At 65.5% G+C, this 25,857-nt stretch carries 21 protein-coding genes; 9 read left to right on the top strand and 12 right to left on the bottom strand.

Annotation, left to right across the window (positions count from 1 at the left end; genetic code table 11):
• The 4 genes from A7X65_RS11125 to A7X65_RS11135 form a co-directional block, all read right to left on the bottom strand.
• The gene (locus A7X65_RS11125) at nucleotides 1–2,544 is read right to left on the bottom strand and encodes a cation-translocating P-type ATPase (RefSeq protein WP_063684578.1); all 2,544 of its coding nucleotides are present in this window, start codon (nucleotides 2,542–2,544) and stop codon (nucleotides 1–3) included.
• A complete protein-coding gene (locus tag A7X65_RS42605; RefSeq protein ID WP_167358228.1) occupies nucleotides 2,541–2,708 on the bottom strand; it encodes a hypothetical protein in 168 nt (55 codons plus the stop codon). Before A7X65_RS42605 ends, A7X65_RS11125 begins: the two co-directional genes overlap by 4 nt.
• A 200-nt stretch (nucleotides 2,709–2,908) precedes the next feature.
• Complete coding sequence (locus A7X65_RS11130; protein ID WP_063684579.1) at nucleotides 2,909–3,139, bottom strand: DUF6894 family protein; 231 nt, start codon at nucleotides 3,137–3,139, stop codon at nucleotides 2,909–2,911.
• 9 nt (nucleotides 3,140–3,148) lie between these two features.
• Complete coding sequence (locus tag A7X65_RS11135) at nucleotides 3,149–3,880, bottom strand: Crp/Fnr family transcriptional regulator (protein WP_063684580.1); 732 nt, start codon at nucleotides 3,878–3,880, stop codon at nucleotides 3,149–3,151.
• A 144-nt stretch (nucleotides 3,881–4,024) separates the two neighbouring features.
• Here A7X65_RS11135 and A7X65_RS11140 point away from each other — a divergent pair, with 144 nt between their 5' ends.
• Nucleotides 4,025–4,228, top strand: coding sequence for a hypothetical protein (locus A7X65_RS11140; RefSeq protein WP_063684581.1), 204 nt, complete (start codon nucleotides 4,025–4,027; stop codon nucleotides 4,226–4,228).
• Between the two features lie 51 nt (nucleotides 4,229–4,279).
• Here A7X65_RS11140 and A7X65_RS42610 read toward each other — a convergent pair whose 3' ends face one another.
• Entirely contained in the window at nucleotides 4,280–4,423 is a 144-nt protein-coding gene (locus tag A7X65_RS42610; protein WP_167358229.1) for a hypothetical protein, read from the bottom strand.
• Between the two features lie 262 nt (nucleotides 4,424–4,685).
• Here A7X65_RS42610 and A7X65_RS42615 point away from each other — a divergent pair, with 262 nt between their 5' ends.
• On the top strand, nucleotides 4,686–4,841 hold the full coding sequence (locus A7X65_RS42615; protein WP_167358230.1) for a hypothetical protein: 156 nt from the start codon (nucleotides 4,686–4,688) through the stop codon (nucleotides 4,839–4,841).
• A 15-nt stretch (nucleotides 4,842–4,856) separates the two neighbouring features.
• Here A7X65_RS42615 and A7X65_RS11145 read toward each other — a convergent pair whose 3' ends face one another.
• Entirely contained in the window at nucleotides 4,857–5,486 is a 630-nt protein-coding gene (locus A7X65_RS11145) for a ParB-like protein (protein ID WP_063684582.1), read from the bottom strand.
• Nucleotides 5,487–5,801: 315 nt separating this feature from the next.
• Here A7X65_RS11145 and A7X65_RS11150 point away from each other — a divergent pair, with 315 nt between their 5' ends.
• From A7X65_RS11150 to A7X65_RS11175, 6 genes are all read left to right on the top strand, one after another.
• On the top strand, nucleotides 5,802–6,143 hold the full coding sequence (locus A7X65_RS11150; protein WP_063684583.1) for a hypothetical protein: 342 nt from the start codon (nucleotides 5,802–5,804) through the stop codon (nucleotides 6,141–6,143).
• A 232-nt stretch (nucleotides 6,144–6,375) separates the two neighbouring features.
• Complete coding sequence (locus A7X65_RS11155) at nucleotides 6,376–6,663, top strand: acyl carrier protein (protein WP_007592476.1); 288 nt, start codon at nucleotides 6,376–6,378, stop codon at nucleotides 6,661–6,663.
• A gap of 10 nt (nucleotides 6,664–6,673) precedes the next feature.
• Entirely contained in the window at nucleotides 6,674–7,144 is a 471-nt protein-coding gene (locus A7X65_RS11160) for a 3-hydroxyacyl-ACP dehydratase FabZ family protein (RefSeq protein ID WP_063684584.1), read from the top strand.
• Nucleotides 7,141–8,346, top strand: coding sequence for a beta-ketoacyl-ACP synthase (locus A7X65_RS11165; RefSeq protein ID WP_063684585.1), 1,206 nt, complete (start codon nucleotides 7,141–7,143; stop codon nucleotides 8,344–8,346). Before A7X65_RS11160 ends, A7X65_RS11165 begins: the two co-directional genes overlap by 4 nt.
• A 48-nt stretch (nucleotides 8,347–8,394) precedes the next feature.
• Nucleotides 8,395–9,672, top strand: coding sequence for a beta-ketoacyl-ACP synthase (locus tag A7X65_RS11170; RefSeq protein ID WP_063684586.1), 1,278 nt, complete (start codon nucleotides 8,395–8,397; stop codon nucleotides 9,670–9,672).
• Nucleotides 9,673–9,680: 8 nt separating this feature from the next.
• Nucleotides 9,681–10,613, top strand: a complete 933-nt coding sequence (locus tag A7X65_RS11175; protein WP_063684587.1) for a lipid A biosynthesis lauroyl acyltransferase — start codon at nucleotides 9,681–9,683, stop codon at nucleotides 10,611–10,613.
• A 6-nt stretch (nucleotides 10,614–10,619) separates the two neighbouring features.
• Here the strand turns inward: A7X65_RS11175 and A7X65_RS11180 are convergent, their stop codons facing one another.
• Nucleotides 10,620–12,365 (bottom strand): winged helix-turn-helix domain-containing protein, encoded by a 1,746-nt coding sequence (locus A7X65_RS11180; protein ID WP_245323391.1) that lies wholly within the window; start codon nucleotides 12,363–12,365, stop codon nucleotides 10,620–10,622.
• A gap of 173 nt (nucleotides 12,366–12,538) precedes the next feature.
• Here A7X65_RS11180 and A7X65_RS11185 point away from each other — a divergent pair, with 173 nt between their 5' ends.
• Nucleotides 12,539–18,505 (top strand): autotransporter-associated beta strand repeat-containing protein, encoded by a 5,967-nt coding sequence (locus A7X65_RS11185; RefSeq protein ID WP_063684588.1) that lies wholly within the window; start codon nucleotides 12,539–12,541, stop codon nucleotides 18,503–18,505.
• A gap of 317 nt (nucleotides 18,506–18,822) precedes the next feature.
• On the opposite strand, the gene A7X65_RS11190 is transcribed toward A7X65_RS11185, so the two are convergent.
• The 5 genes from A7X65_RS11190 to A7X65_RS11210 all read right to left on the bottom strand — a co-directional run bounded on the left by A7X65_RS11190 (nucleotide 18,823) and on the right by A7X65_RS11210 (nucleotide 25,732).
• Nucleotides 18,823–19,932 carry a polyamine ABC transporter substrate-binding protein gene (locus A7X65_RS11190; RefSeq protein WP_063684589.1) on the bottom strand — a complete coding sequence of 370 codons (1,110 nt, stop codon included), beginning with the start codon at nucleotides 19,930–19,932 and terminating at the stop codon, nucleotides 18,823–18,825.
• Between the two features lie 6 nt (nucleotides 19,933–19,938).
• Nucleotides 19,939–21,117, bottom strand: coding sequence for an aminotransferase (locus tag A7X65_RS11195; protein ID WP_063684590.1), 1,179 nt, complete (start codon nucleotides 21,115–21,117; stop codon nucleotides 19,939–19,941).
• A gap of 8 nt (nucleotides 21,118–21,125) precedes the next feature.
• Nucleotides 21,126–21,452 carry a rhodanese-like domain-containing protein gene (locus A7X65_RS11200; RefSeq protein ID WP_063684926.1) on the bottom strand — a complete coding sequence of 109 codons (327 nt, stop codon included), beginning with the start codon at nucleotides 21,450–21,452 and terminating at the stop codon, nucleotides 21,126–21,128.
• Between the two features lie 303 nt (nucleotides 21,453–21,755).
• Complete coding sequence (locus A7X65_RS11205; protein ID WP_063684591.1) at nucleotides 21,756–23,684, bottom strand: potassium transporter Kup; 1,929 nt, start codon at nucleotides 23,682–23,684, stop codon at nucleotides 21,756–21,758.
• Nucleotides 23,685–23,827: 143 nt separating this feature from the next.
• Entirely contained in the window at nucleotides 23,828–25,732 is a 1,905-nt protein-coding gene (locus tag A7X65_RS11210; protein ID WP_063684592.1) for a potassium transporter Kup, read from the bottom strand.
• Nucleotides 25,733–25,857: the final 125 nt, after the last annotated feature.

Consider the following 25,857-nt stretch of genomic DNA (forward strand, 5'->3'; position numbering starts at 1 on the left):
CTAGAACCGGAGCCGCCGCGCCCACAGCGGCTTCAGCGCTTCGAGCACGATCAGCACCAGCAGCCCCGCGCCGAGCGTGACCAAGAGATCATCGGCATGCAGCGGACCAAAGCGGAACAGGCTGGACGCCGGCGGCCAGAGCAACGTGGTGGCGAGCACGGCGGCGACCACCGCGAAGATCCAGGCCAAAGCGGGGTTCGGTCGGAAGAAGGCCGATGCGAACGAGGTGCTGAAGGACCGGTTGACCAGAACCAGCGCGACGAAGCAGATCACAAGGCTCACGAAGGTGAGCGCCCTCGCCTCGTCGGCGGCAAGGCCGGAGCGAAGCGCGCCCACGAATATGGCCGCGGTTAGCGCAAATGTGAGCGCACCCTGGAGAACGCTCCAGCCGACGAGAGCGAACGAGAACAGTTCGGCATCAGCGCGCCGCGTCGGACGCTTCATCGCGTCGCGCTCCTCCCGCTCCGCCTCGAACACCAGCGAGCACACGGGATCGATGATCAGCTCGAGAAACGCGATGTGCACCGGGCTGAAGATCAGCGGCAGCCCGAACACCAGCGGCAATAGCGCAAGCCCCGCGATCGGGACATGAACGGCGAAGATGAAGGCCATCGCTTTCCGCAGATTGTCATAGATGCGGCGCCCGAGGCGAATGGCCGCCACGATCGAGCCGAAATCGTCGTCGAGCAGCACGATCGACGATGCCTCGCGCGCGACGTCGGTGCCACGCCCTCCCATCGCAATGCCGATGTGCGCGGCCTTGAGCGAAGGCGCATCGTTGACGCCGTCGCCGGTCATCGCGACGATTTCACCGTCGGCCTTCATCGCCTGGACGATGCGCAGCTTCTGTTCCGGCAGGACGCGTGCGAACACGTTCACATGCCGGGCACGTGCCGCGAGCGCCGCATCGTCCGCCAGCCTGACCTGATCGCCGGTCATGACGTCCTGCACGTCGAGCCCAGCCTGGCTCGCAATCGCAACCGCCGTTGCCGGATAGTCGCCGGTGATCATGACGACGCGAATCCCGGCCGCGCGGCATTCGCGAACCGCCTCCGGGACATGGGGCCGCAGCGGATCGGCAAGCCCGACGAGGCCGACAAGGCGAAACGCGAACCCCTGTTGTGACTGCGGGAGCGAATTATCATCGCAGATGGCAGTCGCGACGCCCAATACGCGAAGTCCGTCCTTCGCCATCGCGCCGGCGGCATCCCGCACCAGCTGCTGATCGGCATCGTTCAGCCTGCACAGGCGCGCGACGGCCTCGGGGGCGCCCTTGGCGCAGGCGACGAGATCCGCCTGGCCGGCCATCCGCCAGACCTGCGTCATGGCCAGCAGGTCGGGACGCAAACCGTAGGTGCGGACGAGTGACCGCTCGCCGTCCAACGTGTTGCCGTCGCCCAAGGTCTCACGCGCAAACAGATGCAGCGCCTTCTCCATCGGGTCGAATGGTTCCGGCGAACTCGCCAGAGCGCCGCAGCGCGCCAGCTCGCTAAATTCGGGCCCGGCACGCTGTCCGGTCGAACGCAGGCGCGCCCCGTCGAGCAGGCGTAATTCCGCGACGGACATCTGGTTCTGCGTCAGCGTTCCGGTCTTGTCGGTGCACAGCACGGTCGCCGAGCCGAGAACCTCGATGGCGGCGGCGCGCCGCGTCAAGACGCGCGCCTGCGAAATCCGCCACGCCCCCATCGCCATGAAGACGGTGAGCACGACGCCGAATTCTTCAGGGAGCATCGACATGCCGATGGCGACGCCCGCGAGCAGCGCCTGCAGCCAATCTCCGCGCGAGAGGCCATACAGCGCGACGGCGGCAAGGCTGACCACGGCGCCGCCGAGGAAGCACAGCCGCACCAGCCTGGCTGTCTGCTGCTGCAGCCGGGGCGGCTCGGCCTGCAAGCCACGCAGCGACAGCCCGATCTTCCCGATCTCGCTGCGCGGACCGGTGGCTTCGACCAGCGCCAGCCCCTCGCCGCGCACGACGAGCGAGCCGGAATAGACGAAGGGCTGGTCCTCGCCGCCGGGCCGGTGATCGGCCGCGGCAATCCCGTCGGCGGCCTGCTTGCGGACCGGCACGGACTCGCCGGTCAACAGGGATTCGTCGATTTGCAGATCGCGCGCATCGACGAGCGCGGCGTCGGCGGGAACGCGGTCGCCCTCGCCCAGCACGAGGAGATCGCCGCGCACGACCTCGCGGCCCGGAATTCTACGGCGCGCGCCGTCCCGCACCACCAGCGCACGCGGGCTGGTCAGGTCGCGCAAGGCTTCCAGCACGCGTTCGGTGCGGGTCTCCTGCACCACCGTGATCACGATGGACATCGCCCCGAAGGCCAGGAGGATCAGCGCCTCCTTGAGATCGCCGAGCACGAGGTAGATCAGCCCGCCGCCAAGCAGCAGCAGGAGCATCGGCTCGCGCAGCACCTCGAACGCGATGCGCAGCGGGCTGCGCCGTTCGGGCCGGGGCAGCTCGTTGGCGCCGTCCTCGGCCAACCGCGCTTTCGCGTCGGCCTCGCTCAGTCCGGCCGGCTTCGTTTTCGCCGCGCCGCTCACGTCTTGCGCCGCAGGCTCCAGAGGCTTCCGGCGAGCAGGACGGCGGTCACCAGCAGGATGGCGACGAAGGTCTGGATGACGGTGAAGTTGAGCGCATCGCGCGCGACGAACAGCGCGGTGATGGCTCCGGCGAGAACGAACAGGATGCGAAGGATCAGGCTCATGGGGGTCTCCAAATCGGCATGATCCGGAAGCCCATTTGCCTGCGCGGGAGCGCAGCGCCGGTCAGCAGTCATGCGTGCAGACCCTAGCGGTCGCCGCCCGCGTCCATTTGCGATACGTCAAGGCCCGTCTGCGCCGCTCTGCCGCAGGTTCGAGCCGGCCACCGCACACGCGCCGCCGCAGATGGGATCGGGCAAGCCGCCTAGGCTTTTTCGACCTCGAGCGTGATCGACACTTTCAGGAACGGCGCGCCATCCTCGCTGACGTCGATGACGACGCGCTGCGCGCTGCCCGCGACAAAGGCATCACGGGCGATGGAGGCGCCGGTCATGACCGCCTCCTTGCGCGCCTCGCTCTCGTTCGCGAGATCCTGGCCGTTTTCGTCGGGAATCACCCGGCCGTTCTCGTGGACGTCGAAATGGAATCGCGGCATCGGGCGCCCTCAAAGCATTGGCGACTGATGCAGGTAACGGCCGTCGAAATCCGCCAGTTCCAAAAGTTTCCGCTCGTCGAGCACCGTGACCCGGCCGCGCTGCAGCTCGACGATGCCTTCCTGCCGCAATTGCCTGATGACGCGGTTAGCGTGCACCGCGGTAATCCCCAGCGCCTCGCCGATCTGTTCCTGGGTCAGCGGCATGTCGAAGCTGTTCCCTTCAGCACGCCCGATCAGCTTGAGCCGCTCGCGCAGCTCGACCATGACATGGGCCAGACGCGCCGGCGCCGGACGCTGGCCGACGTTGACGATCCATTCGCGAAACATCGCCGCGTCGATCAGCGTGTCCCGCCAGAACATCTCGGCGATACCAGGACTGCGCCGATGCAGCTTCTGCAACGTCTCGTGGCTGATGAAGCCGAGCGTCGACGGCGTCAGCGTCGACAGCTCGTGATCCATCACATGCAGGAACAGGCTCATCAGGTCCGGAATCTCGCCGGGAATGTGGATGGAGAGGATCTGACGCTTGCCGCTCGCGATCGTCTTGGAGCGCACGCAGAAACCGTCGGCGATCAGGCAGCAATCGGTCGCCCGCTCGCCGTCGCGCACCACCGGCGTCTCGGCGGGGAATTGCCGCACCACGATCGGGAGCGCTTCGATCTCCTTGACGTCGTCATCCGTGATTCCCGAGGAAATGCGCAGCCGTTTGACGAGCGCCGCGCGGATCGCGTCGCTGGGCACTGGAAAGCTCCTTACTGCTTGTTCTCGAACCGCACGGCGCACCGCCGTCGCAATGAAACCCGCGATCCGCTCGCCCGGTTCCAACAAAAGTTAAGGACGCCGCTTGCCGGCACATGGTTGTCTTGGCGCCTGAAAGGGCAATTCATGACCAAGAAGCGTAACCGCACGCGTCCGGCCCTGTCGCTCCAGGAGCGCCTCGACAAGTTTACGAGGGACGCCCGTGCCGCCGCCAGGAAGTTGCCGCCGGGCGCCGAGCGTCACGCGATGCTGCAGAAGGTGCGCGACGGCGAAGCCGCCGCCGAGATGGAGCGCGTTCTCTCCTCGCCCGGCCCGCACGATTCCAAATGATCTTGCAGCCCGAGTGATCCGCGCGGCTTGCGGCCGCGAAACGTCCTGCCGCTACTGCTTCGCCATCAGATCGAGCGCCGGAGCGAAGCGCTCGGCGAATGTCAGCGTCTTGGCGTGGTGAACCGCGGCGAACGACGCCGAGATTCCTGCTGAGGCGACGGCGAGCACGGCAATTGCGAAAACCATACGGCGCATTTCTGCCTCCTGTGTAGGCTCGATAGCCACACAATTGGGACGTCTCTGTTTCAGGACGGTTTCGTCGGCGCAGAAAATGATTTCGCTCAAGCGGCTGTGATGAGCTTCGGCTCGCGAGACCGCATGCCATCACCAACTAACAGATATCGCCGCTGTCTTGCCGCGGGCGCGTGCCGAACCGGGAATTTTGCGCACGCGATCGCGATCCTCAATCGCAAGGCTGCCGCGACGAACGGCAGTAAAGGAGTCGAGGAACACTCACATGGACGTCGTCATTCAGAAACTCAACGGACTATGGCACCTCATCGTCGGATCGTACCGGATCCGAACGCCCTTCCTGGCGACGCAGGACCGCGCGCTGGTCGTGAATTACGCCCGCCGCGCCTACCCCGGCGCCAAGATCTACCAGCGCGATTGACGTGACCGTCTGCGCCTAATCATCGTCCGCCGGCCCGCACCAGCCGGGCAGATAGACGGCATCCTTGCTTTTGGCCGCGGACATGGCCCTCTCCAGCGCCTTGTCGAAATCGCTGTCCACCGCCTTGCGCGACAGCTTCCGGCGCAGGAAGTCCGCCCACAGGAATTCCGAGAACGGCGTGGTGTCCTTGGCGAAGCCGCCCATGCGGCGGAGCTCGCCGGCAAGGCTGCGGAAGGGATCGTCCCTGAGATCGGCAACCGATTTCGGCAGGTCGCGGAACGGCCGCCGCTCGCCCTTGGCGTCGTAAGGGTAGACCCAGCGCTTGTTGTCCATCACGCCCCAGAACGCCTCGCGCTCGACCATCCTGAGGTCGCCGACCACGGTCACCAGCACCTCCTTGATGCCCTCGTCGTGCAGGGCGCGGCCGAGATGATGATGGTCGATGACGTAATAGCGATCGTCGGGTCCGTGCACGACGGGGATCATGTGGGTGCCGAGCAGATCGGATTGCTTCTTCCTGCCGTGCTCGCGCCAGCGCTTGCGCTTCGCCTTGACCTCGCGCATGCCGACCGTCATCTGCGTCGGCCGGAGCGACAGGATCGGCACCGGATGCACTCTCGGTTCGCGCGCGTTGGTCGTGGTCATGATCGAAAGCCCCTTGCATGGATGCAGCCGGCGGGTCCGGTTCCCCTGATTACCATGGGCTGTGCGGCGGCAAAATGCGCTCAGTGCGGATGTCGAGATCACAAGACGATGTTCGCGGCCGGCGCAATGCGCGCGTCGTGACGCTTGCTGCAACGCAACTCCCTGATCATCCTGACGCCGGCATGACGGCCGGCGCCGTGCCGCCATGAAAGATAGTGCAATGGCGCAACGCTCGTGTGCGTTGAGAAGATTTTCTGCAACCCTTTGACCACGTGTGCTATCTAAAAATCGCTGCTTCGGAGTGATCCTCACACCATGAAAACCCAGCGGCCCATAAGCTCTGATGAGGAGCATCGGGTGCTCCAGTTCAGGCCGCGCTCCTCGCCGTCCCCGGCCGTTCACCGGGGCAGCGGCACCGTGCAGCCTCTGCGGGTCACACCCGAGCCGCTCGACCTGTCGCGCTACGAGCAGCCCCGCGCCGAGCCCGACCATTTTCGCCATCGCATGCTCGCCAACATCGCCGCCCTCGCCTTCACCATCGCGCTGACGGCGGTCGGAATCTGGCTCGCGGTGAGCATCGCCGACCTCCGGCGGACCCAGGATTGCGTGCTGATGGGGCGCCGGGACTGCGCCAGGATCGTCACGCCGCAGATCTAGGCCTGGCCCGCCGCCGATACCCCGGCGGGATCGGCCTTGGCCGCCATCCCCAGCCCTGTGCCTGCTGTCCCCCACAGCGGCCCGGCTCCATTGAACTCAGGGCGGCGCTCCGATATACGGGCTTTCGACCCGGCCAGAGGGGGGTTTGTGGGCGTCATAGGGGCGCGACGCCCAGCCACCGCGCCACTCTGGAACATCTGACAAATATCCGCAATATATCAAAGGCTTAGTGATGTCTTCCACATTCGATCAGGTCGCCACGATCATCGCTGAAACCTGCGACATCCCGCGCGACACGATCACGCCGGATAGCCATGCCATCGATGACCTCGGCATCGACAGCCTCGATTTCCTCGATATCGCCTTCGCGATCGACAAGCAGTTCGGCATCAAGCTGCCGCTGGAAAAGTGGACCCAGGAGGTCAACGACGGCAAGGCGACCACGGAACAATACTTCGTGCTGAAGAATCTGTGCGCCCGGATCGACGAACTGGTTGCCGCCAAGGGCGCGAGCGCCTAAGCGCGCAGTCATGCGGCTCGAATATTTCCACATGATCGATCGCGTCGTCGACCTCAACGTCGACGCGAAGACGATTGTCGTCGAGGCTCAGGTCCCCAAGGAGAGCACCATCTTCGAGGGGCACTTCCCGGGCTATCCCCTGATGCCCGGCGTGCTGCTGATCGAATCGATGGCGCAGGCCTCGGGCTGGCTCCAGCTCGGCGTGCTCAAGTTCGAGCGCATGCCGATCCTGGCCGCCGTGAAGGAAGCCAAGGTCCGCGGATCGGTATTCCCGGGCGACCTCATGAGCATCGAGGCGACCCTCGCCCATGAGGGCTCGGGCTACGCCATCACCGAAGCCAAGATCCGGGTCGGCGGCAAGCTGCGCGCGAATTCGACGCTCACCTTCACGCAGATACCCTTCCCCAATGCGGATATGCGCGGCTACATGGACGACTTCGCCAAGCGCATCGGCTTTCCGCAACAGGCCGCATCGTCATGACTGAGACTGCTTCGAAGCCCGGCCAGACGGAAGTCTGGATCACCGGCATTGGCCTTGCCACCTCGCTCGGCGAAGGCCTCGACGCCAATTGGGCCGCGCTTCAGGAGAAGCGCATCAACGTCGATGAGAAGGGCTTTGCGCCCTACATCGTGCATCCCCTGATGCCGGTGAGCTTCGACAGCCAGATCCCGAAGAAGGGCGACCAGCGCCAGATGGAGGCGTGGCAGCGCATCGGCACCTACGCAGCCGGACTTGCGCTCGACTCCGCCGGGATCAAGGGCAACAAGGATATCCTGTCGAAGATCGACATGGTGGTCGCCGCCGGCGGCGGCGAGCGCGATCTCAACGTCGACACCGGCGTGCTCACGGCCGAGGCCAAGGGGGCGAACGCGCCCGGCTTCCTCAACGAGCGCCTGATGAGCGATCTCAGGCCGACGCTGTTCCTGGCCCAGCTCTCCAACCTGCTCGCCGGCAACATCGCCATCGTGCACGGCCTTGGCGGCACCTCGCGCACCTTCATGGGCGAAGAGGTGGCGGGCGCCGACGCCGCCCGCATCGCGCTGGCGCGCATCGCCTCCGGCGAGAGCGACATTGCCCTGGTCGGCGGCTCGCACAATGGCGAGCGCAAGGACCTCATGGTCCTCTACGAATTCGGCGACTTCAACCTGAAGGACAAGTTCGCTCCCGTCTGGGCGCGCAAGGACCATGCGGGCTTCGCGCTCGGCTCGGCCGGCGCGTTCCTGGTGCTGGAATCGAAGGCGCACGCCGAAGCGCGCGGCGCCAAGCCATTCGCAAAGCTGTCGAGCGTCGTTGCCGATCTCGCCCGCCGCAAGCAGCCCGGCGACATGGCCGCAACGCTCGAGAAGCTCTGGGGCCAGTTGCCCAAGCGCGAGGGCAAGGGCGCGATCATATCGGGCGCGACGGGCGCCGAGCCCGCGACGAGCGAAGAGCGCGGCTTCCTGAAGGGCCATGCCGACTTCCCGGTGCGTTCGACCGGTACGATGTTCGGCCACACCATGGAAACGCAATTCCCGCTCGGCCTCGCGCTCGCCGCGCTGTCGATCTCGCGCGGCGCGCTGTTCCCGCCGAACGATTCGACCGGAACCGAGATTGAAATGCAGGGGGCGCCCACCCAGATTGTGGTGGTGGGGGCCGGACACTGGCGCGGCGAAGGCATGGCGCTGGTCGAGGCTGTCGGCTGAAGCGCACCGCGCTTTGACCGAATGCTTTAGCTCTATCGGGGGATCGACATGACTGCACCACGCGACAAATTCGGGCGTCCCGTCGTCGTCGTCACCGGCATGGGCATCATGACCTCGCTCGGTGCCGGCAAGGCCGACAATTGGGCCAAGCTCGTCGCCGGCGAATCCGGCATCCGCACCATCACGCGCTTTCCGGTCGAGGGTCTGAAGACCACGATGGCCGGCACCGTCGACTTCGTCAGCGTCGATCCGTTCTCCTCCACCGGCCTGTCCGAACGGATGGCCGAGATCGTGACGCAGGAAGCACTCGAGCAGGCCGGCATCGGCGCCAAGGCCGATTTCCCGGGCCCCCTCTTCCTGGCGGTCGCGCCGGTCGAGGTGGAATGGCCGCAGCGCCGCGAGCTCGGCCGTGCGGTCGGTGCGCCCGACTTCACCTATGACGATCTCTTGCGCATCTCCGGCGGCGGCAAGTACAGCGCCTATCATCACCGCTTCATGTTCGGCTCGGTCGCGGCCCACCTCGCCGAGACCTTCGGCACCAAGGGCTCGCCGATCTCGCTGTCGACAGCCTGCGCGTCCGGCGCGACCTCGATCCAGCTCGGCGTCGAGGCGATCCGCCGGGGCGAGACCGATGCCGCGCTGTGCGTTGCGACCGACGGCACCGTGAATCCTGAAGCGCTGGTGCGCTTCTCGCTGCTCTCGGCGCTGTCGACCCAGAACGATCCGCCGCAGGCGGCCTCCCGTCCCTTCTCCAAGAACCGCGATGGTTTCGTCATGGCCGAAGGCGCCGGCGCACTGGTGCTGGAGAGCTACGAGGCCGCTGTCGCGCGTGGTGCAAAAATCCTCGGCGTGATCGCCGGCTGCGGCGAGCTCACCGATTCCTTCCATCGCACCCGCTCCTCGCCGGATGGCAAGCCGATCATCGGCTGCATGAACAAGACGCTGGCCGACGCCGGCATGACGCCGGACCAGATCGACCACATCAACGCGCACGGCACCGCGACGCCCGAGAACGACAAGATGGAGTTCAACACGACCTCGGCCGTGTTCGGCGATCTCGCGCAGAAGATTCCGGTCACCTCGAACAAGTCGATGGTCGGCCACACCATCTCGGCCGCGGGCGCGGTCGAGGCGATCTTCTCGCTGCTCACGCTCGAGCACCAGCGCATCCCGCCGACGATCAACTACGACAATCCGGATCCCACGATCCTGTTCGACGTCGTCGGCAACAAGGCACGCGATGCCCGCGTCACCGCCGTCATGTCGAACTCGTTCGGCTTCGGCGGCCAGAATGCCTCGCTGATCCTGACCCGCGAACCGGCCTGACCGGACGCATGGCGCTGATTTCTCTCGGTACGAAGATCCGCGCACGCAATGCAGCCAAATCGATCGGCGGTAGCCTCATCGGCGCCGCCACCGTCGCCATGCTGCGCACCACGCGCTATTTCGATCCGGTCAAGACCTCGGACTTCTTCGCGCGCGTCGTGAAGACGATCGGACCGCGCCTGCGCGAGCATCGCATCGGCCGCGCCAATCTCACGGCCGCCTTTCCCGAGAAATCGCCGGAAGAGATCGATGCGATCCTGATGGGCGTGTGGGACAATCTCGGCCGCGTCGGCGCCGAATTCGCCCATATGGACCACGTCTGGGACTATGACCGCGAGCATCCGGAAAACAGCCGGATCGATTTGCCCAAGCGCAGCATCGAGCTGTTCGACCAGATCCGCGACGACGGCAAGCCGGCGCTGATCTTCGCCTCGCATCTCGCCAATTGGGAATTGCCGGCGCTCGCCGCCGTCTCCCACGGCCTCGACGCCGCGATCCTCTACCGCCGCCCCAACATTGCCTCCGCCGACCGCATCATCCAGGAGATGCGCCAGGTCAACATGGGCACGCTGATCCCGGCCGGCCGCGACGCGCCGCTGCGCCTCGCGCAGGCGCTGAAGGACGGCAAGCACGTCGCGATGCTGATCGACCAGTATCTGACCGGCGGCGTCGAGGTCACCTTCTTCGGCCGCAAGACCCGCGCCAATCCGATGCTGGCCCGCCTGCTGCGCCAGGTCGAATGCCCGATCCACGGCGTCCGCATCATCCGCCTCCCCGGCGGCCGCTTCACCGCCGAGCTGACCGAAGAGGTCCCGCCGGTGCGCGACGCCGACGGCAAGATCGACATCCAGGGCACGACCCAGGCAATCACCAATGTGGTGGAAGGCTGGGTGCGCGAGCATCCCGAGCAGTGGCTCTGGCTGCATCGGCGGTGGCGGTAGCCGCCTTCACTGCTCCGGCAGACCTGCATCCACCATCGACTGGACGACGCGAGCGGACGCCTCGAGAAAGACCGGACTCGTATTCCCCTTCGGCGGCGAGACGTTGAGCCTGGTCGTGCCGGGCCGCAGCCTCAGACCCTCCTCGATCGCCGCCTTGGCCTCTTCCTTCCGGCCTGCCCTGTAAAGGGCCGCCGCAAGCAGCATGTGCGAGCGGCCGGACGCCGACGTGATCGCGATCGAACGCTGCAACCACGGCAGCGCCTCCTCGCCCTGCCCCTTCAAGAGCGTCGCCCAGCCCGCGCCAAGCAGCCAGGTCCAGCGGGAGGACGGCGGCGTGTCGTAACGATCGGCCTGGCGGAATGTCGCGAGCGCATCGTCGAAGCGGCCAAGATGGATCTGCCCGAGACCGATCAGATAGAGCGCAGGTCCATTCCACGGATCGAAGCTCAGCGCCTTGGCGCAGGTGACGAGACTTTCGACGAAATGATTGGTCGCGCTGAGGAAGCGGCAATAGGCTTCGAGCACCGGAATCGAATTCGGCTTCGACCGCAATGCCTGCTGGAGCGTCGCATTGGCCTTGGCCTCGACCACGACAGCCTCGTCGGCGATGAACCAGGCCATCTGGATGCCGCGCAACTGCAGCGAAGACAGCGCAACGGCGATGTCGAGATTGTCGGGCTCGTCAGCGAGCGCCTTTTGCAGCATGCTCTGCGCCATGCCGAAGCGCTCGCGCGTGGTCTGGTTGATCGACGCTATGGCCTGCTCGATCGCGACCTTGTCGCCTCCGGCCGACGCCCCGCGCGCGCGTGCGGACAGCACATTCGGCTCCAGCACGTCGTTGAGGCGCCGTGCAAGCGCATGACCGACGCCGGCGACGAGACGCGACTGTTGCAGCTGCGCGTCCGCTTCGTCCGCGTTGACCGATGCGGCAACGACCGACTGAACCTCGCCGGTGCCCGCCTTGATGATGCGCGCGCGCAGGGTCCAGGACTGATCGTTTCGCTGCAGCTCGCCGCGAACTTCGTAGTCCGGTGACGTCACGGACGCACCGGCCTTGTCGGCACCCGCCACCGCCGACGGGCGCAACGCCACGACGCTGATGTTCTGGATCTTCGCAAAGCCGTCCGTGAGACGGTCGGTGACCTCCGCCACCATCATCGCGCCCCGCGGGTCGTTGCTGGCGTCAACGATCGGCATCACGGCGACGCGCGGCGGCGCCCGCCTGAACAGCAGCTCCGGCTTCCACACCGGCACGGCGGCCGCAACCGCGAGAATGATGGCGCAGAGTCCGGTCGCCGCCGCCACAAGAGCCCGCTTTCGCGAGCCGATGACGATGTGCGGCGGCGTGACAGATGCGGCTTCGGTCGGTGGCGCAGGACCGGCTTGCACGGGGTCGGCCACCGGACGCTCTGTGACTACCGCCGCGGCGGCGACCCGTTCGGCCAGAACCTCCGCCATCAGCGAATAGCCGCCGCCCGAGGCGAGCTTGATGAGCTGCCGCCGTTCGTCGCCGAGCGCGGTGCGAAGCTCCCGGATGCATTGAAACAGGCTGTCCTCGCCGACATGGACGTTCGGCCAGACCGCCTCCATCAGCTCCTGCTTGGTCAGGACCTGTCCGCCGCTGGTCGCGAACAACCGGAGCATCTCGAAGGTCTTGGGCCGCAGCCTGATCGCAACGCCATCGGCCCCACGCAGCTCTCCGCGCTGCTGATCCAGCTCGAAACCGGCGAAACGAAGCAACTTGTCCCCCAAACGTCTCTCCCGGCCGCTCATATAGATGAAGTTTGTCGAGATTGACCGAAAAGCGGGTCTGAAACGGAAATATCAGAAATCTTCAGAAAGCTCCCGCCCCCCTTATCAGGACACCAGCCCGAACCCAATGCGATGAATCGGCACGCGGACTCGTGCCCGCAGTGGGGAAAATCGTGAGGACGGAGAAAGATTATTTCGGGCGGAGCCGCAGCCTGCGCGCCGCGTTGCTTGGCTCGACGGCGCTGGCTTTGGCCTGGTCGCTGCCGGCCGGCCCCGCCCGCGCACAGGATGCGACGTGGCTCGCCTCGCCGGGGTCGAATATCTACAACACCGGCAGCAACTGGAGCACCGGCTCGGCGCCGACAGGCACTGCGTATTTCGGCACCTCGAGCCAGACGAACCTGACGTTGGCGACCGCCGTCTCCGTCGGCAAGTGGTATTTCAACGTAGGTGCTTCGTCCTATACCTTCAACATCCCCAACGGGAGTGGGCTAAGCTTCACCGACGGCGGCATGGCCCTCTGGGGAGGCAGCTCCACCATCAATAACAACGGCGGCTTGAATTTCTACAACTCCAGCGTCAGCCAGGGCACCATCATCAATAATGACTTCCTGACCTTCTGGGGCATGAGCGCGGCGGGCTCTGGCACCATCACCAACAACAACATCCTGTCGTTCAACGGCAACACTTTCAGCGGCGGCACGACCATCATCAACAACCACCTCATGGCGTACCAGGAGACCAGCTTTGCCGGCTACGGCACCGGCCTCACCAACAATTCCCATCTGGAATTCCGCAACACGGCCCGCGCCGGCAACGGATCCTCCATCACCAACAGCGCGGGCGCCGACCTGTACTTCAAAGCCAGCAGTCGGGCCGACGGAGGTTCCACCATCGCCAACTCCGGCAACCTGTACTTCTCAGAGGGCAGCACTGCCGGCAATGCATCCATAACCAATAACAGCCAGCTGTACTTCAGCGACGCCAGCAAGGCCGGAAGCGCCACCATCACCAACAGCGCCGGCGCTGTCGTGAATTTCAGCAACACCAGTACGGCCGATAACGCCGCTATCACCAACGACGGCATCGTCGATTTCTCGCCAAGCGCTGGCGTGAACAACGACCACAAGCTCAGCGCCGGCTCGATTGCCGGTGCTGGCCAGTATTTCCTCGGCTCCAACGAGTTGACCGTCGGCTCCAACAACCTGTCGACCACGGTCACCGGCGTGATCGCAGATGGCGGTTCTGCCGGCGGCACCGGCGGCTCGCTGGTCAAGGTCGGGACCGGCGTGCTGGCACTGGCAGGAACCAACACCYATACCGGCGGCACGACGATCAACGGCGGCACACTGAGCSTCAGCGGCGACGCCAATCTCGGCGATGCAGCCGGCGCGCTGACCTTCAACGGCGGCACGTTGCAGATCACTGGAAYGTCTTTCCATTCGACCGCGCGCACCATCRATTGGGGCGCGGGGGGCGGCGGCTTCGACATCGCCGATTCCGCCAACACGTTCACGGTGAGCCAGTCGCTCGGCGGCGCCGGCGGCCTCACCAAGCTGGGCGCTGGAACGCTGGTGCTRTCAGGCACCAACACCYATRSCGGCGGCACSACGATCGCGGCCGGCACTTTGCAGATCGGCAATGGCGGGACGACCGGCTGGATCGTCGGCAATGTCGTCAACGACAGCGTGCTCGCCTTCAACCGCAGCGACACGATCACCTTCGCCGGCGAGATTTCCGGCAGCGGCGCCGTGCAGAAACTCGGCTCGAACACCGCGATCCTGACAGGAAACAACAGCTACACGGGCACCACCACGATCGCGGCCGGCACCTTGCAGATCGGCAATGGCGGGACGACCGGCTCGATCGCCGGCAATGTCGTCAACGACGGCGTTCTCACCATCGACCGCAGTGACGCGGTCACCCTGCCCGGCGATATCTCAGGCAGCGGTTCACTCCGGCAGGTCGGTTCGGGCACCACGATCCTGACCGGCAGCAACAGCTACACGGGCGGCACCACGATCGCGGCCGGCACCTTGCAGATCGGCAATGGCGGGACGACCGGCTCGATCGTCGGCGATGTCGCCAACGACGGCGTGCTCGCCTTCAACCGCAGCAACACGCTCACCCTGGCCGTCAATATTTCCGGCAGCGGTTCCGTGCAGCAAATCGGTTCGGGTACCACGATCCTGACCGGCACGAACACCTATAGCGGCGACACGATCGTCTCCGGCGGCCGGTTGCAGTTCGGCGACGGCAGCGCAGGCGGCAGCACCAATCTGGCCGGCAACATCAACGTCACGGGCGGGACGCTGGCGATCCAGGCGCCGGCGACCCTGAACGTCGCGCAGGCCGTGACCTTGGGCAACAACACCGCACTCTCCATCGTCGCGGGAACGAACAGCCCCGCGCTGTCCGCCGACGGCGTCGCGATCGGCAACGGCGTTGCCTTCAACGTCAGCGGCATCAACGATGCGAGCCAGCTCGACAAGGTGCTGATCGACACCCGTACTGGCATCAGCGGCGACTTCGCCAACATCACCATCGGCGGTTTCAGCGGCACGGTGGATTACCTCACGATGTCCGTCCGCAAGTCGGCCGACGGAATGCAATACCTCGCCAGCTACGGTCTGAGCTGGACGGCAGGCAACTCCCTTGCCCATGGTACCTTCACGCTGACCAACGTCAGCGACAGTTTCACGGTGGGGACAGCACTGACCGATCAGGCGGCGAACCCCGCGACAGGCTGGGACGGCAAATCGCTCACCAAGGCTGGTGCCGGCACGCTCATCCTGACCGGACAGAACACCTATAGCGGCGGCACGGCCGTGTCGGGCGGCACGCTCCAGATCGGCAGTGGTGGTGCGACCGGCTCTATTGTGGGTACAGTCACCGTCAACAGTGGGGCCACATTCGAGGTCGTCAACGCCGACACGAGCGGCATCACCAACCTCGCAAACGACGGGCTCACGAACTTTCGCAACAGCTCCAGCGCCGGCAACGCCAGCGTCGCCAATACCGGCCAGTTGAATTTCTATGACGCGAGCACCGGCGGTGCCGCCACCATCACCAACGACGGCAACCTGGCGTTCAACAATTCGAGCAGCGCAGGCAGCGCTGCGATCACCAACAACGCCAATCTCTATTTCCGGAACACCGCATCGGCCGGCAGCGCTCTGATCGGCAATCTGGGCACGACGAACTTCAACGACACCAGTTCGGCCGGCACCGCGACGATCAACAACTCTTCCACCCTGGCCTTCAATGGTTCAAGCACAGCCGGCGGCGCCAACATATCCAATAGCGCCAATCTGAACTTCAACAATTCGGCCTCGGCCGGCACTGCAACCGTCACCAATACAGGCACGCTCGAATTCAAGGACGTCGCCACGGCAGCCAATGCCCAGATCACCACGACGGGCTTGACGAATTTCCGAGACTCCAGCTCGGCCGGCAACGCAACGCTCACCGTCAACGGCAGTTACTATAGCTACGTCAACTTCTACAATACGAGCACGGCCGGCAGCGCCACGATCAACGTCGACATCGGCACCTTCAATTTCCGGGATACGAGCACGGCCGGCAACGCCACCATTATCAATAGCGGGGGCCTCGTCACCTGGAACAGTGCCACGCTGAGCAATGCCAACATCACCAATAACAGTGGCTTCTATCTGGAAGACAACAGCTCGGCCGGCAACGCTGTCATCACCAATAACCGCTGGATGTACTTTTATTACAGTTCGACGGCTGGGACCGCCACGATCGCCAACAATCTCAGCCTGAATTTCTGGAGTGACTCCAGCGCCGGAAGTGCGCGCATCACCAACGCCGCCGCAGGCACGCTCGAGATCGTCAACAGCGCCACACTGGCCAATGCCACGGTCATCAACAGCGGTCAGATGAGTTTCTGGGGCGGCAATTTCGGCGACGTTCCCACGGCCGGCAACGCGACCATCACCAACAATGCCAGCGGCACGATCGAATTCCGCGACAGCGGCACCGCAGGCGGTGCGACCGTCACCAACGCCGGCACCATTATTTTCAGCAACAGCTCCACAGCCGGCAACGCATCAATCACAAACAACAACCAGTTGCGGTTCTATGCCAACACCACGGCTGCCAGTGCCGCCATCGTCAACAGCGGCAACGTGCTGTTCGACGGAAACTCGACGCCTGGCAATGCGCAGCTCATCAACGCCGCGCCCGGCGCGGTCTTCGATCTCTCGATGACAACAGGCCCGAACGGCGACAACAGGCTCACCGCCGGCTCGCTCGCCGGCAGCGGGACCTTCCAGCTCGGCGGCAAAGAACTGACAGTCGGCAGCAACAATCTGTCGACCACCGTCACCGGCGTGCTCGCCGACGGTGGATCCGGCGGCTACACCGGTGCCTCGCTGGTGAAGGTCGGCACCGGCAGGCTGACCCTGTCGGGCGTCAACACCTATACCGGCGCGACGACAGTCGACGGCGGCACGCTGGCGGTGAACGGCGATATCACGGCATCGAGCGGCGTGACCGTGAACGCGGGCGGCATTCTCGGCGGCACCGGCATTGTCGGCAACACAACGATTGCGAGCGGCGGCGCGCTGGCGCCCGGCAATTCCGTGGGCACCCTCACCGTCAGCGGCAACCTCACCTTCAGTGCCGGCAGCTCGTACACGGTCGAGGTCTCCACGAACGGGGCCGACCGCACCAATGTCACGGGCACCGCGGCGCTCACCGGGGCCACCGTGCAGGCGGTTGCCATCCCCGGCAGCTTCCGCGGCCAGACCTTCACGCTCCTCAATGCGGCCGGCGGCCTCGGCGGAACGCAATTCGCCGGGCTGAGCATCAGCGGCACGTTTAGCCCTGCCCGCAATCCGCGTCTTAGCTACGATCTCAACAACGTCTATCTCGTGCTGGATCCCGGCACGATCGTCTTGCCGCCGGGCACGAGCGGCAACCAGACCGGCGTTGCGAACGGCATCAACAATGCGGTCAACAGCGGTGCGACACCGCCCGCCGGCTTCGATACGCTGCTCAACATGAGCGGCGCGCAGTTGAACCGCGCGCTGAGCGAGGTCTCGGGCCAGCCCGGCGCCGCCAGCACCCAGGCCGCGTTCAACGCTATGCAGCAGTTCTTGGGCATGCTCGATCCCTTCAATGGCGGCACGGATGGCGGGCGCGGCACGGACGCTGCCGATGGTGGCGCGCTCGGCTATGCCGCCACCGCCGAGAGCGACGCCAGGACGCGCGAGGCCTACGCCGCAGTGACGCCGGTTGATGCCAGCAGCGATGTCATCGACCGGCGCTGGGGCGTGTGGGCCTCAGGCTATGGCGGCGCCAGCACGTTGAACGGCAATGCCGCGGCCGGTTCGAGCCCCACCACCAGCCGCATCTACGGCACCGTGGTCGGCGCCGATTATCGCCTCTCGCCGGACACGCTGCTCGGCTTCGCGCTCGGCGGCGCCGGCTTCAACTTCTCCGTTGCGGATGCGCTCGGCGGCGGCCGTGCCGATGTCTTCCAGGCCGGCCTCTATGCCCGGCACAATCTTGGGCCTGCCTACATCTCCGCGGCCCTCGCCTATGGCTGGCAGGACGTCACCACCGACCGCACCGTCACGGTGTCAGGCACCGACAAGCTGACCGCAAACTTCAAGGCGAGCACCTTCTCCGGCCGCCTCGAAACCGGCTGGCGCTTCGCGCCCATCCCCGCCTCCAGCTTCGGCGTGACGCCCTACGCTGCGGTGCAGGCGACGGCCTTCCACCTCCCCGGCTACGGCGAGACCGCGCTCGTCGGCAGCAACCAGTTCGCGCTGTCCTACACCTCGCAGGACACCACCAATGTCCGCACCGAGCTCGGCGCCCGCGCCGACCAGCGCTTCCTAGTCGCCGATGGCCTGCTCACTTTGCGCGGCCGGCTCGCCTGGGCCCACGACACCAACACCAATCGTCTCGTGAACGCCGCCTTCCAGGCGCTCCCCGGCGCCGCCTTCACCGTCAGCGGCGCGCAACCCGCGGCCGACTCTGCGCTGGTCGGTGGTCGCGCCGAGATGAAGTGGAGAAGCGGTCTCTCGCTCGCAGGCACGGTCGAGGGCGAGTTCTCGCAGAGCACGCAGACCTACACCGGCAAGGGCACGGTGCGGTATGAGTGGTGAGGCTCGGAGCGCGCTTTCGTCATAGTCCGCTGTCATCGCCCGGCTCGACCGGGCGATCCAGTACTCCGAGACGCTAGCGATGGAACCGAGAAGCTGCGGCGAACTGGATTCCCCGCCTTCGCGGGGAATGACAGCGAGGTTGGGAAGCCGCTTGCGCTCCTGACCCACGCTTTCTGTCCCTTTGCGCCCGCGCGGCGATTAGCCCAGGTTGCGCCACGGCTTAAGCCCCGCCACCGCCGACAACGCAGCGATCGCGGTTCTACTGTGCATGGGGTTGTTTTTCAGGTTTTGGATTCGAGGCTGGTCGCCGGATGCGCCTAGCGCCCCGTCTTCACCTTGGTCCAGAGCCGGTTGATGATCCGCTGGGTCGCCGGTTCGCGCGCCGTGATGACGAACAGTTTTGCCAGCGTCGCCTCGTCCGGATAGATGTTCTTGTCGTTCAGGATTTTTGGGTCGACCAGCTTCTGGCTGGCGAGGTTGCCGTTGGCATACGACAGGAAGTCCGAGTTCTTGGCGGCAACATCCGGACGGTAGAGATAGTTGATCAGCTCGTAGGCTTCCGCGACGTTCTTGGCATCCGCGGGGATCGCGAGATTGTCGAAGAACATCTGCGCACCCTCCTTCGGAATGGTGTAGCCGATCTCGACGCCGCTCTTGGCTTCCGCCGCGCGGGCGCGGGCCTGCATGATGTCGCCGGACCAGCCGACCACGAAGCAGATCTCGCCGGTCGCGAGTGCGCTGAGGTATTCGGAGGAGTGAAACTTGCGCACGGAGGGCCGGACCTTGGCGACGGCATCGGCGGCCTTCTCGAGGTCGGCCTGCTTGGTCGAGTTCGGATCGAGCCCGAGCCAGCTCAGCGCCGCCGGAAAGATGTCGTCGGCGGAATCGAGCATGTGCACGCCGCAGTCTTTGAACTTGGCCAGGTTCTCCGGTTTGAAGACGATGTCCCAGCTGTCGATCTTCGCATCGGGGCCGAGGATCTGCTTCACCTTGGCGACGTTGTAGCCGATGCCCGTCGTGCCCCACATGTAGTTGGCGGCGTAGACGTTGCCGGGATCGTAGATGCCGAGACGCTGCGTCACCACCGGCCAGGCGTTGGCGAGGTTCGGCAGCTTCGCCTTGTCGAGCTTCTGGAAGATGTTCGCCTTGATCTGGCGCTGCAGGAAATAGGCGGTGGGCACCACGACGTCGTAGCCGGACTTGCCGGCCATCAGGCGCGTCTCCAGCGTCTCGTTGGCATCGAAGGTGTCGTAGACCACCTTGATGCCGGTCTCCTTGGTGAAGGCCTCCAAGACATCCGGTGCCATGTAGTTGGACCAGTTGTAGAAGTTGACGACCCGCTCCTCGGCCCCGGCGGGAGGCGACAGCAACGTCAGCGCGGCGATGGCAAGACCAAGACAAAACCCCGCGCGGCTGACGTTCGTCATCTCGGTCTACCTCTTGCGTCCACGCACCGCGTCCGACAGCCGCTCCAGCGCGGTGTCCAGCGTCTCGTCCTTCTTGGCGAAGCAGAAGCGCACCACCGAGGTGACCGGATCCTGCTCGTAGAACGCCGAGACCGGGATCGCGGCGACTTTGTAGTCCTTCACGATGCGCCAGCAGAACTCGGTGTCGCTCTCGTTGAGCCCGAGCGGCGACAGGTCTACGGTGAGGAAGTAGGTGCCCTGCGACTTCAGCACGGGGAAGCCGAGGCTTTCGAGACCCTTGGTCAGGCGGTCCCTGCTCCGCGTCAGATCCTTGCGCATCGACAGGAAGTAGTCGTCGGACTTGCCGAGACCGTAGGCGACGGCGGCCTGCAGGTTCGGCGCGGTGGTGAAGGTCAGGAACTGGTGCACCTTGGCGGCGACGCGCAAGAGCGGCGGCGCGGCGCAGACGAAGCCGATCTTCCAGCCCGTCAGCGAGAAGATCTTGCCGGCCGAGCCGACCTTGATGGTGCGATCGCGCATGCCGGGGATGGTGATCAGCGGGATGTGCTTGTGCTCGTCGAAGGTGACGTGCTCCCAGACCTCGTCGCAGATCGCGATGACGTCGAACTCCTGGCAGTAGCGCGCCAAGAGCTCGAGGTCCTCGCGCGGATAGACCACCGCGGAGGGATTCAGGGGATTGTTGAAGAGCACCGCCTTGGTCTTTGAATTGAAGACGCTTTTCAGCATGTCCTCATTCAGGCGCCAGTGCGGCGGCTCGAGGCGCACGAGGCGCGGAATGCCGCCGGCCTGGCGGATGATCGGCAGGTAGGAATCATAGACCGGCTGGAAGCAGACCACCTCGTCGCCGGGCTGGACCACGGCAAGGATCGCCGAGGTCAGCGCCTCGGTGCCGCCGGAGGTGACCATCACCTCGCTCATCGGATCGAGCTTGAGGCCGTGCCAGTGGCCGTAATGAGTCGCGATCGCCTGGCGCAGCTCCGGCAGGCCCATCATCGAAGGGTACTGGTTGTAGCCGTTCAGCGAGGCCTCGGCCGCGGCGCGGCGGATGTCCTCGGGGCCGGGATCGTCAGGAAAACCCTGGCCGAGATTGATGGCGGCATTGTCGCGCGCGGCCTGCGACATCGCCTCGAAGATGGTGACAGGAAGGTCGGAGAAGACCTTGTTCAGGGACGAGCTTTTGGACATCGGGCCGATCAGCCACCGACCTTGCTGGGAAGACCCGCCGCTTTCCAGCCGAGCATGCCGCCGGCCAGATGCTTGTCGTAAGGCAGGCCCGCCGCCTGCGCCGCGAGCGAGGCCGTCACCGAGCGCTTGCCCGAGCGGCAGGCGAACACGACCTGCTTGCCGGCGGGATCGGGGATCGCCTTGGGATCGAAGGTCGAGAGCGGAACCACGACGCCGTAGGGGTAGGCCTCGGCCTCGACCTCGTTCGGCTCGCGCACGTCGACGAGCAGATAGCGCCCTTCCGCGACACCCTTGGAGACCTCGTCCGGGGTCAGATCCTGTACTTGATGCGCCACATCATCCTCCAACGTCGCAAGTCGCCTGCCGGGGCGATCCCGGCGGGCGGCAACCTCGCCTCTCGGCAGACGAAAATCAAGCGCTACAAAGGCTTGAGCTGCCTTGCGCAAGTTAAAGCTAAATCGCAGCGACTTGAAGCACGGCGTTCGGAGGCCCTGCCTGAGAGGGCCTTTACCCCCACCACGCCCTCGGTGTCATTCGCCGCGAAGGCGGGGAATCCAGTACGCCGCGGCTCCTCGGTTCTAGCCGCGCCGTCTCTGGAATACTGGGTCGCCCGGTCAAGCCGGGCGACGACAGCGGTCCTAGATCGTCACCTGCGTACCGACCTCGACCACACGGCCCGACGGGATCTGGAAATAGTCCGTGGCGTCGTTGGCGGAGCGGCTGAGCGAGATGAACAGCCGGTCCTGCCAGCGCGGCATGCCGGAATGGGCGGCGGGCTTGAGCGCCCTGCGCGACAGGAAGAACGAGGTCGACATGATGTCGAACTGCCAGCCGAGCTTGCGGGCGATGGCGAGGGCCTTCGGCACGTTGGGTGATTCCATGAAGCCGAACTTCAGCGTCACCTTGGAGAAGGTCGGCGAGATCTGCTCCAGCCGCACCCGCTCGGCCGGGTCGATGCGCGGGGTCTGCGCGGTCTCGATGGTGAGAATGACGTTCTTCTCGTGCAGCACCTTGTAGTGCTTCAGACTATGCATCAGCGCCGTCGGCGCGCTGAGCGGGTCCGAGGTCAGGAACACGGCGGTGCCGGGCACGCGCTGCGGCGGCCGCTTCTCCAGCATGGCGACGAGGTCGGCGAGCGGGAACTCGAGCTTGCGCGACTTCTCGAACAGCAGCCGGCTGCCGCGCCGCCAAGTGTACATCAACAGGATCATCAGCGAGCCGAGCGCCAGCGGCACCCAGCCGCCCTCGAACACCTTGAGCAGGTTGGCGGCAAGGAAGGTCAGGTCGAGGAACAGGAAGGGCACGATCAGCGCGGCGGCGGCGAAGGGCGACCAACGCCAGGCCTTCCAGATCACGACGAAGCCCATCATTCCCGTGACGACCATCGTTCCAGTCACGGCGATGCCGTAGGCCGACGCCAGCGCGCTGGAGGAGCGGAACAGCAGCACCATCAGGATCACCGCGACCAGCAGCAGCTGGTTGATGCGCGGGATGAAGATCTGCCCGGAATGGGCTTCGGACGTATGACGAATTTCAAATCGCGGCAGCAGCCCGAGTTGGATCGCCTGGCGCGTCAGCGAATAGGCGCCGGTGATGACGGCTTGGCTCGCGATCACGGTCGCCATGGTGGCCAGCACGACCATGCTGCCGCGGAGCCAGCCCTGCGGAAACAGCTGGAAGAACGGGCTCACGATCGCGCCGGGGTCGTCAAGCACGAGCGCCCCTTGCCCCAGATAGTTCAGCGCCAGCGACGGCACCACGATGAACAGCCAGGCGGTCTGGATCGGGCGCTTGCCGAAATGACCGAGGTCGGCATAGAGCGCCTCGGCGCCGGTCACGGCCAGGAACACCGCGCCCAGCGTGACGAAGCCGATGACGCCGTGATGGAGCATGAAGGACACCGCGTAGAGCGGGTTCAGCGCGAACAGGATTTGCGGCTGCCGGATGATCGGGCCGATCGCGGCGACCGCGATCACGGCGAACCAGACGCACATCACCGGGCCGAAGAACGCCGCGACCCGGGCGGTGCCGCGCGATTGCACGGCGAACAGGCCGACCAGGATCACCACGGTCAGCGGAACGATATAGGGCTCGAAGGTCAGAGTGACGTCCTTCATGCCTTCGATCGCCGACAGCACCGAGACCGCCGGGGTGATGACGGCATCACCGTAGAACAGGGCGCCGGAAATGATGCCGAGCAGGACGATGGTGGCCCCGCCGGTTCCGACCGCGCGCTGGGCCAGCGCCATCAAGGCGAGCGTGCCGCCCTCACCGTTGTTGTCGGCGCGCAGCAGGATCACGACGTATTTGAGCGTGACCACGACGATCAGCGCCCACAGGATCAGCGAGACCACGCCGAGCACGGCCGCCGTCGTCGGCGACCCCTCGGCGCCCGCAGCCACCATCACCGCCTCGCGGAAGGCGTAGAGCGGGCTGGTGCCGATGTCGCCGTAGACGACGCCGATGCTGCCAAGCGTCAGCGCGCCGAAACCGGCGGTGGTGTGGGCTTCGCCATGCCCATTGGCCGCCGCCGTTGCCGGGGCGGGAACTGCTACGTCGCTAGTCATGGGAGAGCCTGATGGCCTCTAAAAATGCTTCACTGCACAACGGCGGAAGAGCGCGCGGCTTATAGTCCTGCGCTACCGGCATAGCCTAGCCCGATTTTGGGCCCTTGCCATGCGATTTTCGCATGGGTTCGGCAGTTGCCTTTTCAAATAGTCACTTGAGTTCCGACTTCAACCACCCGCCCGGTCGGGATCTGGAAATAATCGGTGGCGTCGTTGGCGGAGCGGCTGAGCGCGATGAACAGGTGGTCCTGCCAGAGCGGCATGCCCGACTGCGCCGAGGCCTTCAGCGACCGACGCGACACGAAGAACGACGTCGACATGATGTCGAACTGCCAGCCCTGCTTGCGCGCGATCGCCAGCGCCTTCGGCACGTTGGGTTGCTCCATGTAGCCGAAGCGCAGGCGGACCTTCGAGAACTTGTCGCTGATCTTCTCCATGCGGAATCGCTCGGACAGATCGACCCGCGGCGTATGTGAGGTCTCGATGGTCAGGATCACGTTGTGCTCGTGCAGCACCTTGTTGTGCTTGAGGTTGTGCAGCAGCGCGGTCGGCACGAAGGCGGGATCGCTGGTCAGGAACACCGCGGTGCCCTTGACGATGTGCGGCGGCCGCTTCTCCAGGCTCCGGATCAGATCGTCCAGCGGCACCTCGATGCGCCGCGTCTTCTGGATCAGGATTCCGGAGCCCTTCCGCCAGGTCCAGATCGTGCCCGCCATGGCGGCACCGAACAGCAGCGGCACCCAGGCGCCCTCCAGCAGCTTGAGCAGGTTGGCGCTGAAGAAGCTGAGGTCGACGACGACGAACGGAACGATGACGGCCGCAGCCGTGGCAGCGCGCCAGTTCCACAATTTCCAGATCACGACGAAGCCCATGATGCCGTCGGCAACCATGGTGGTGGAGACCGCGATGCCGTAGGCCGACGCGAGATTGCTGGGAGTATGGAACAACAGCACCAGCAGCATCACGCCGATCAGCAGCAGCCGGTTCACGCGCGGCAGATAGATCTGCCCGGCATGGGTTTCGGAGGTGTAGCGCACTTCGAAGCGCGGCAGGAGGCCGAGCTGCACGGCCTGATAGACCAGCGAATAGGCGCCGGTGATCACCGCCTGGCTCGCGATCACGGTCGCCGCGGTCGCAAGTCCGACCAGCGGCAGCACCAGACCCTCGGGGACCATGCGATAGAACGAATGCTCGATCGCGCTCGGATCGGACAGCACCAGCGCGCCCTGCCCGAAATAGTTGATCAGCAGCGCGGGCAGCACGAAGAACATCCACGCGGACTGGATCGGCTTGCGGCCGAAATGGCCGAGATCGGCGTAGAGCGCCTCGCCCCCAGTGACCGCCAGGAACACGGCGCCCAGCGTCACCAGGCCGATCGTGCCGTGCGACAGCAGGAATTGCAGCGCGTAATAGGGATTGATCGCCGCCAGCACCGTGGGATCGTCGGCGATGTGGACGGCGCCCATCACTGCGAGGACAGTGAACCAGACCACCATCACCGGGCCGAACGCGGACGCCACCAGCGCCGTCCCCTTGCTCTGCACGGCGAACAGCAGCGCCAGGATGAGGACGGTGAGCGGCACGACATAGTGCTCGAACGCAGGCGTAGCGAGCTTGAGACCTTCGACCGCCGACAGCACCGAGATCGCCGGCGTGATCATGGAATCGCCGATGAACATGGAGGCGCCGACGACGCCGAGCGCGAGCAGGAACCAGCTCCGCCGCCCCAGCGCACGCTGGCCCAGCGCCATCAGCGAGAGCGTGCCGCCCTCCCCGTTGTTGTCGGCGCGCAGGAGCAGCAGGACGTATTTGGCGGTGACGACGATCAGCAGCGCCCACAGGATCAGCGAGAGCACGCCGAGCACCATGCTCCGTGTCACCGCCTCGCCATGGGCCGCGCCGCGGACCGCCTCGTGGAATGCGTAAAGTGGCGACGTGCCGATGTCGCCGAAGACAACGCCGATGCTTCCGAGCGTCAGACCCCAGAAACCCGAGGTGGCCGGAGCTTGCCCTTCTTGGGCGTCGCTCGATGTGATGCTCGCCGTCATGTGAAACTGGAAACGCTTCTTCCCGAGAATTGATCCGGCGCCTTTTGACGGTTCCGGCGCGCCTGTCAATCGGCACACCACCATAGCAGGCGGCGAGCCGGATGCTGTGACGACGCAGCAACGGT

Origin of the sequence: Bradyrhizobium stylosanthis, assembly GCF_001641335.1 — a bacterium.
GTDB lineage: Bacteria > Pseudomonadota > Alphaproteobacteria > Rhizobiales > Xanthobacteraceae > Bradyrhizobium > Bradyrhizobium stylosanthis.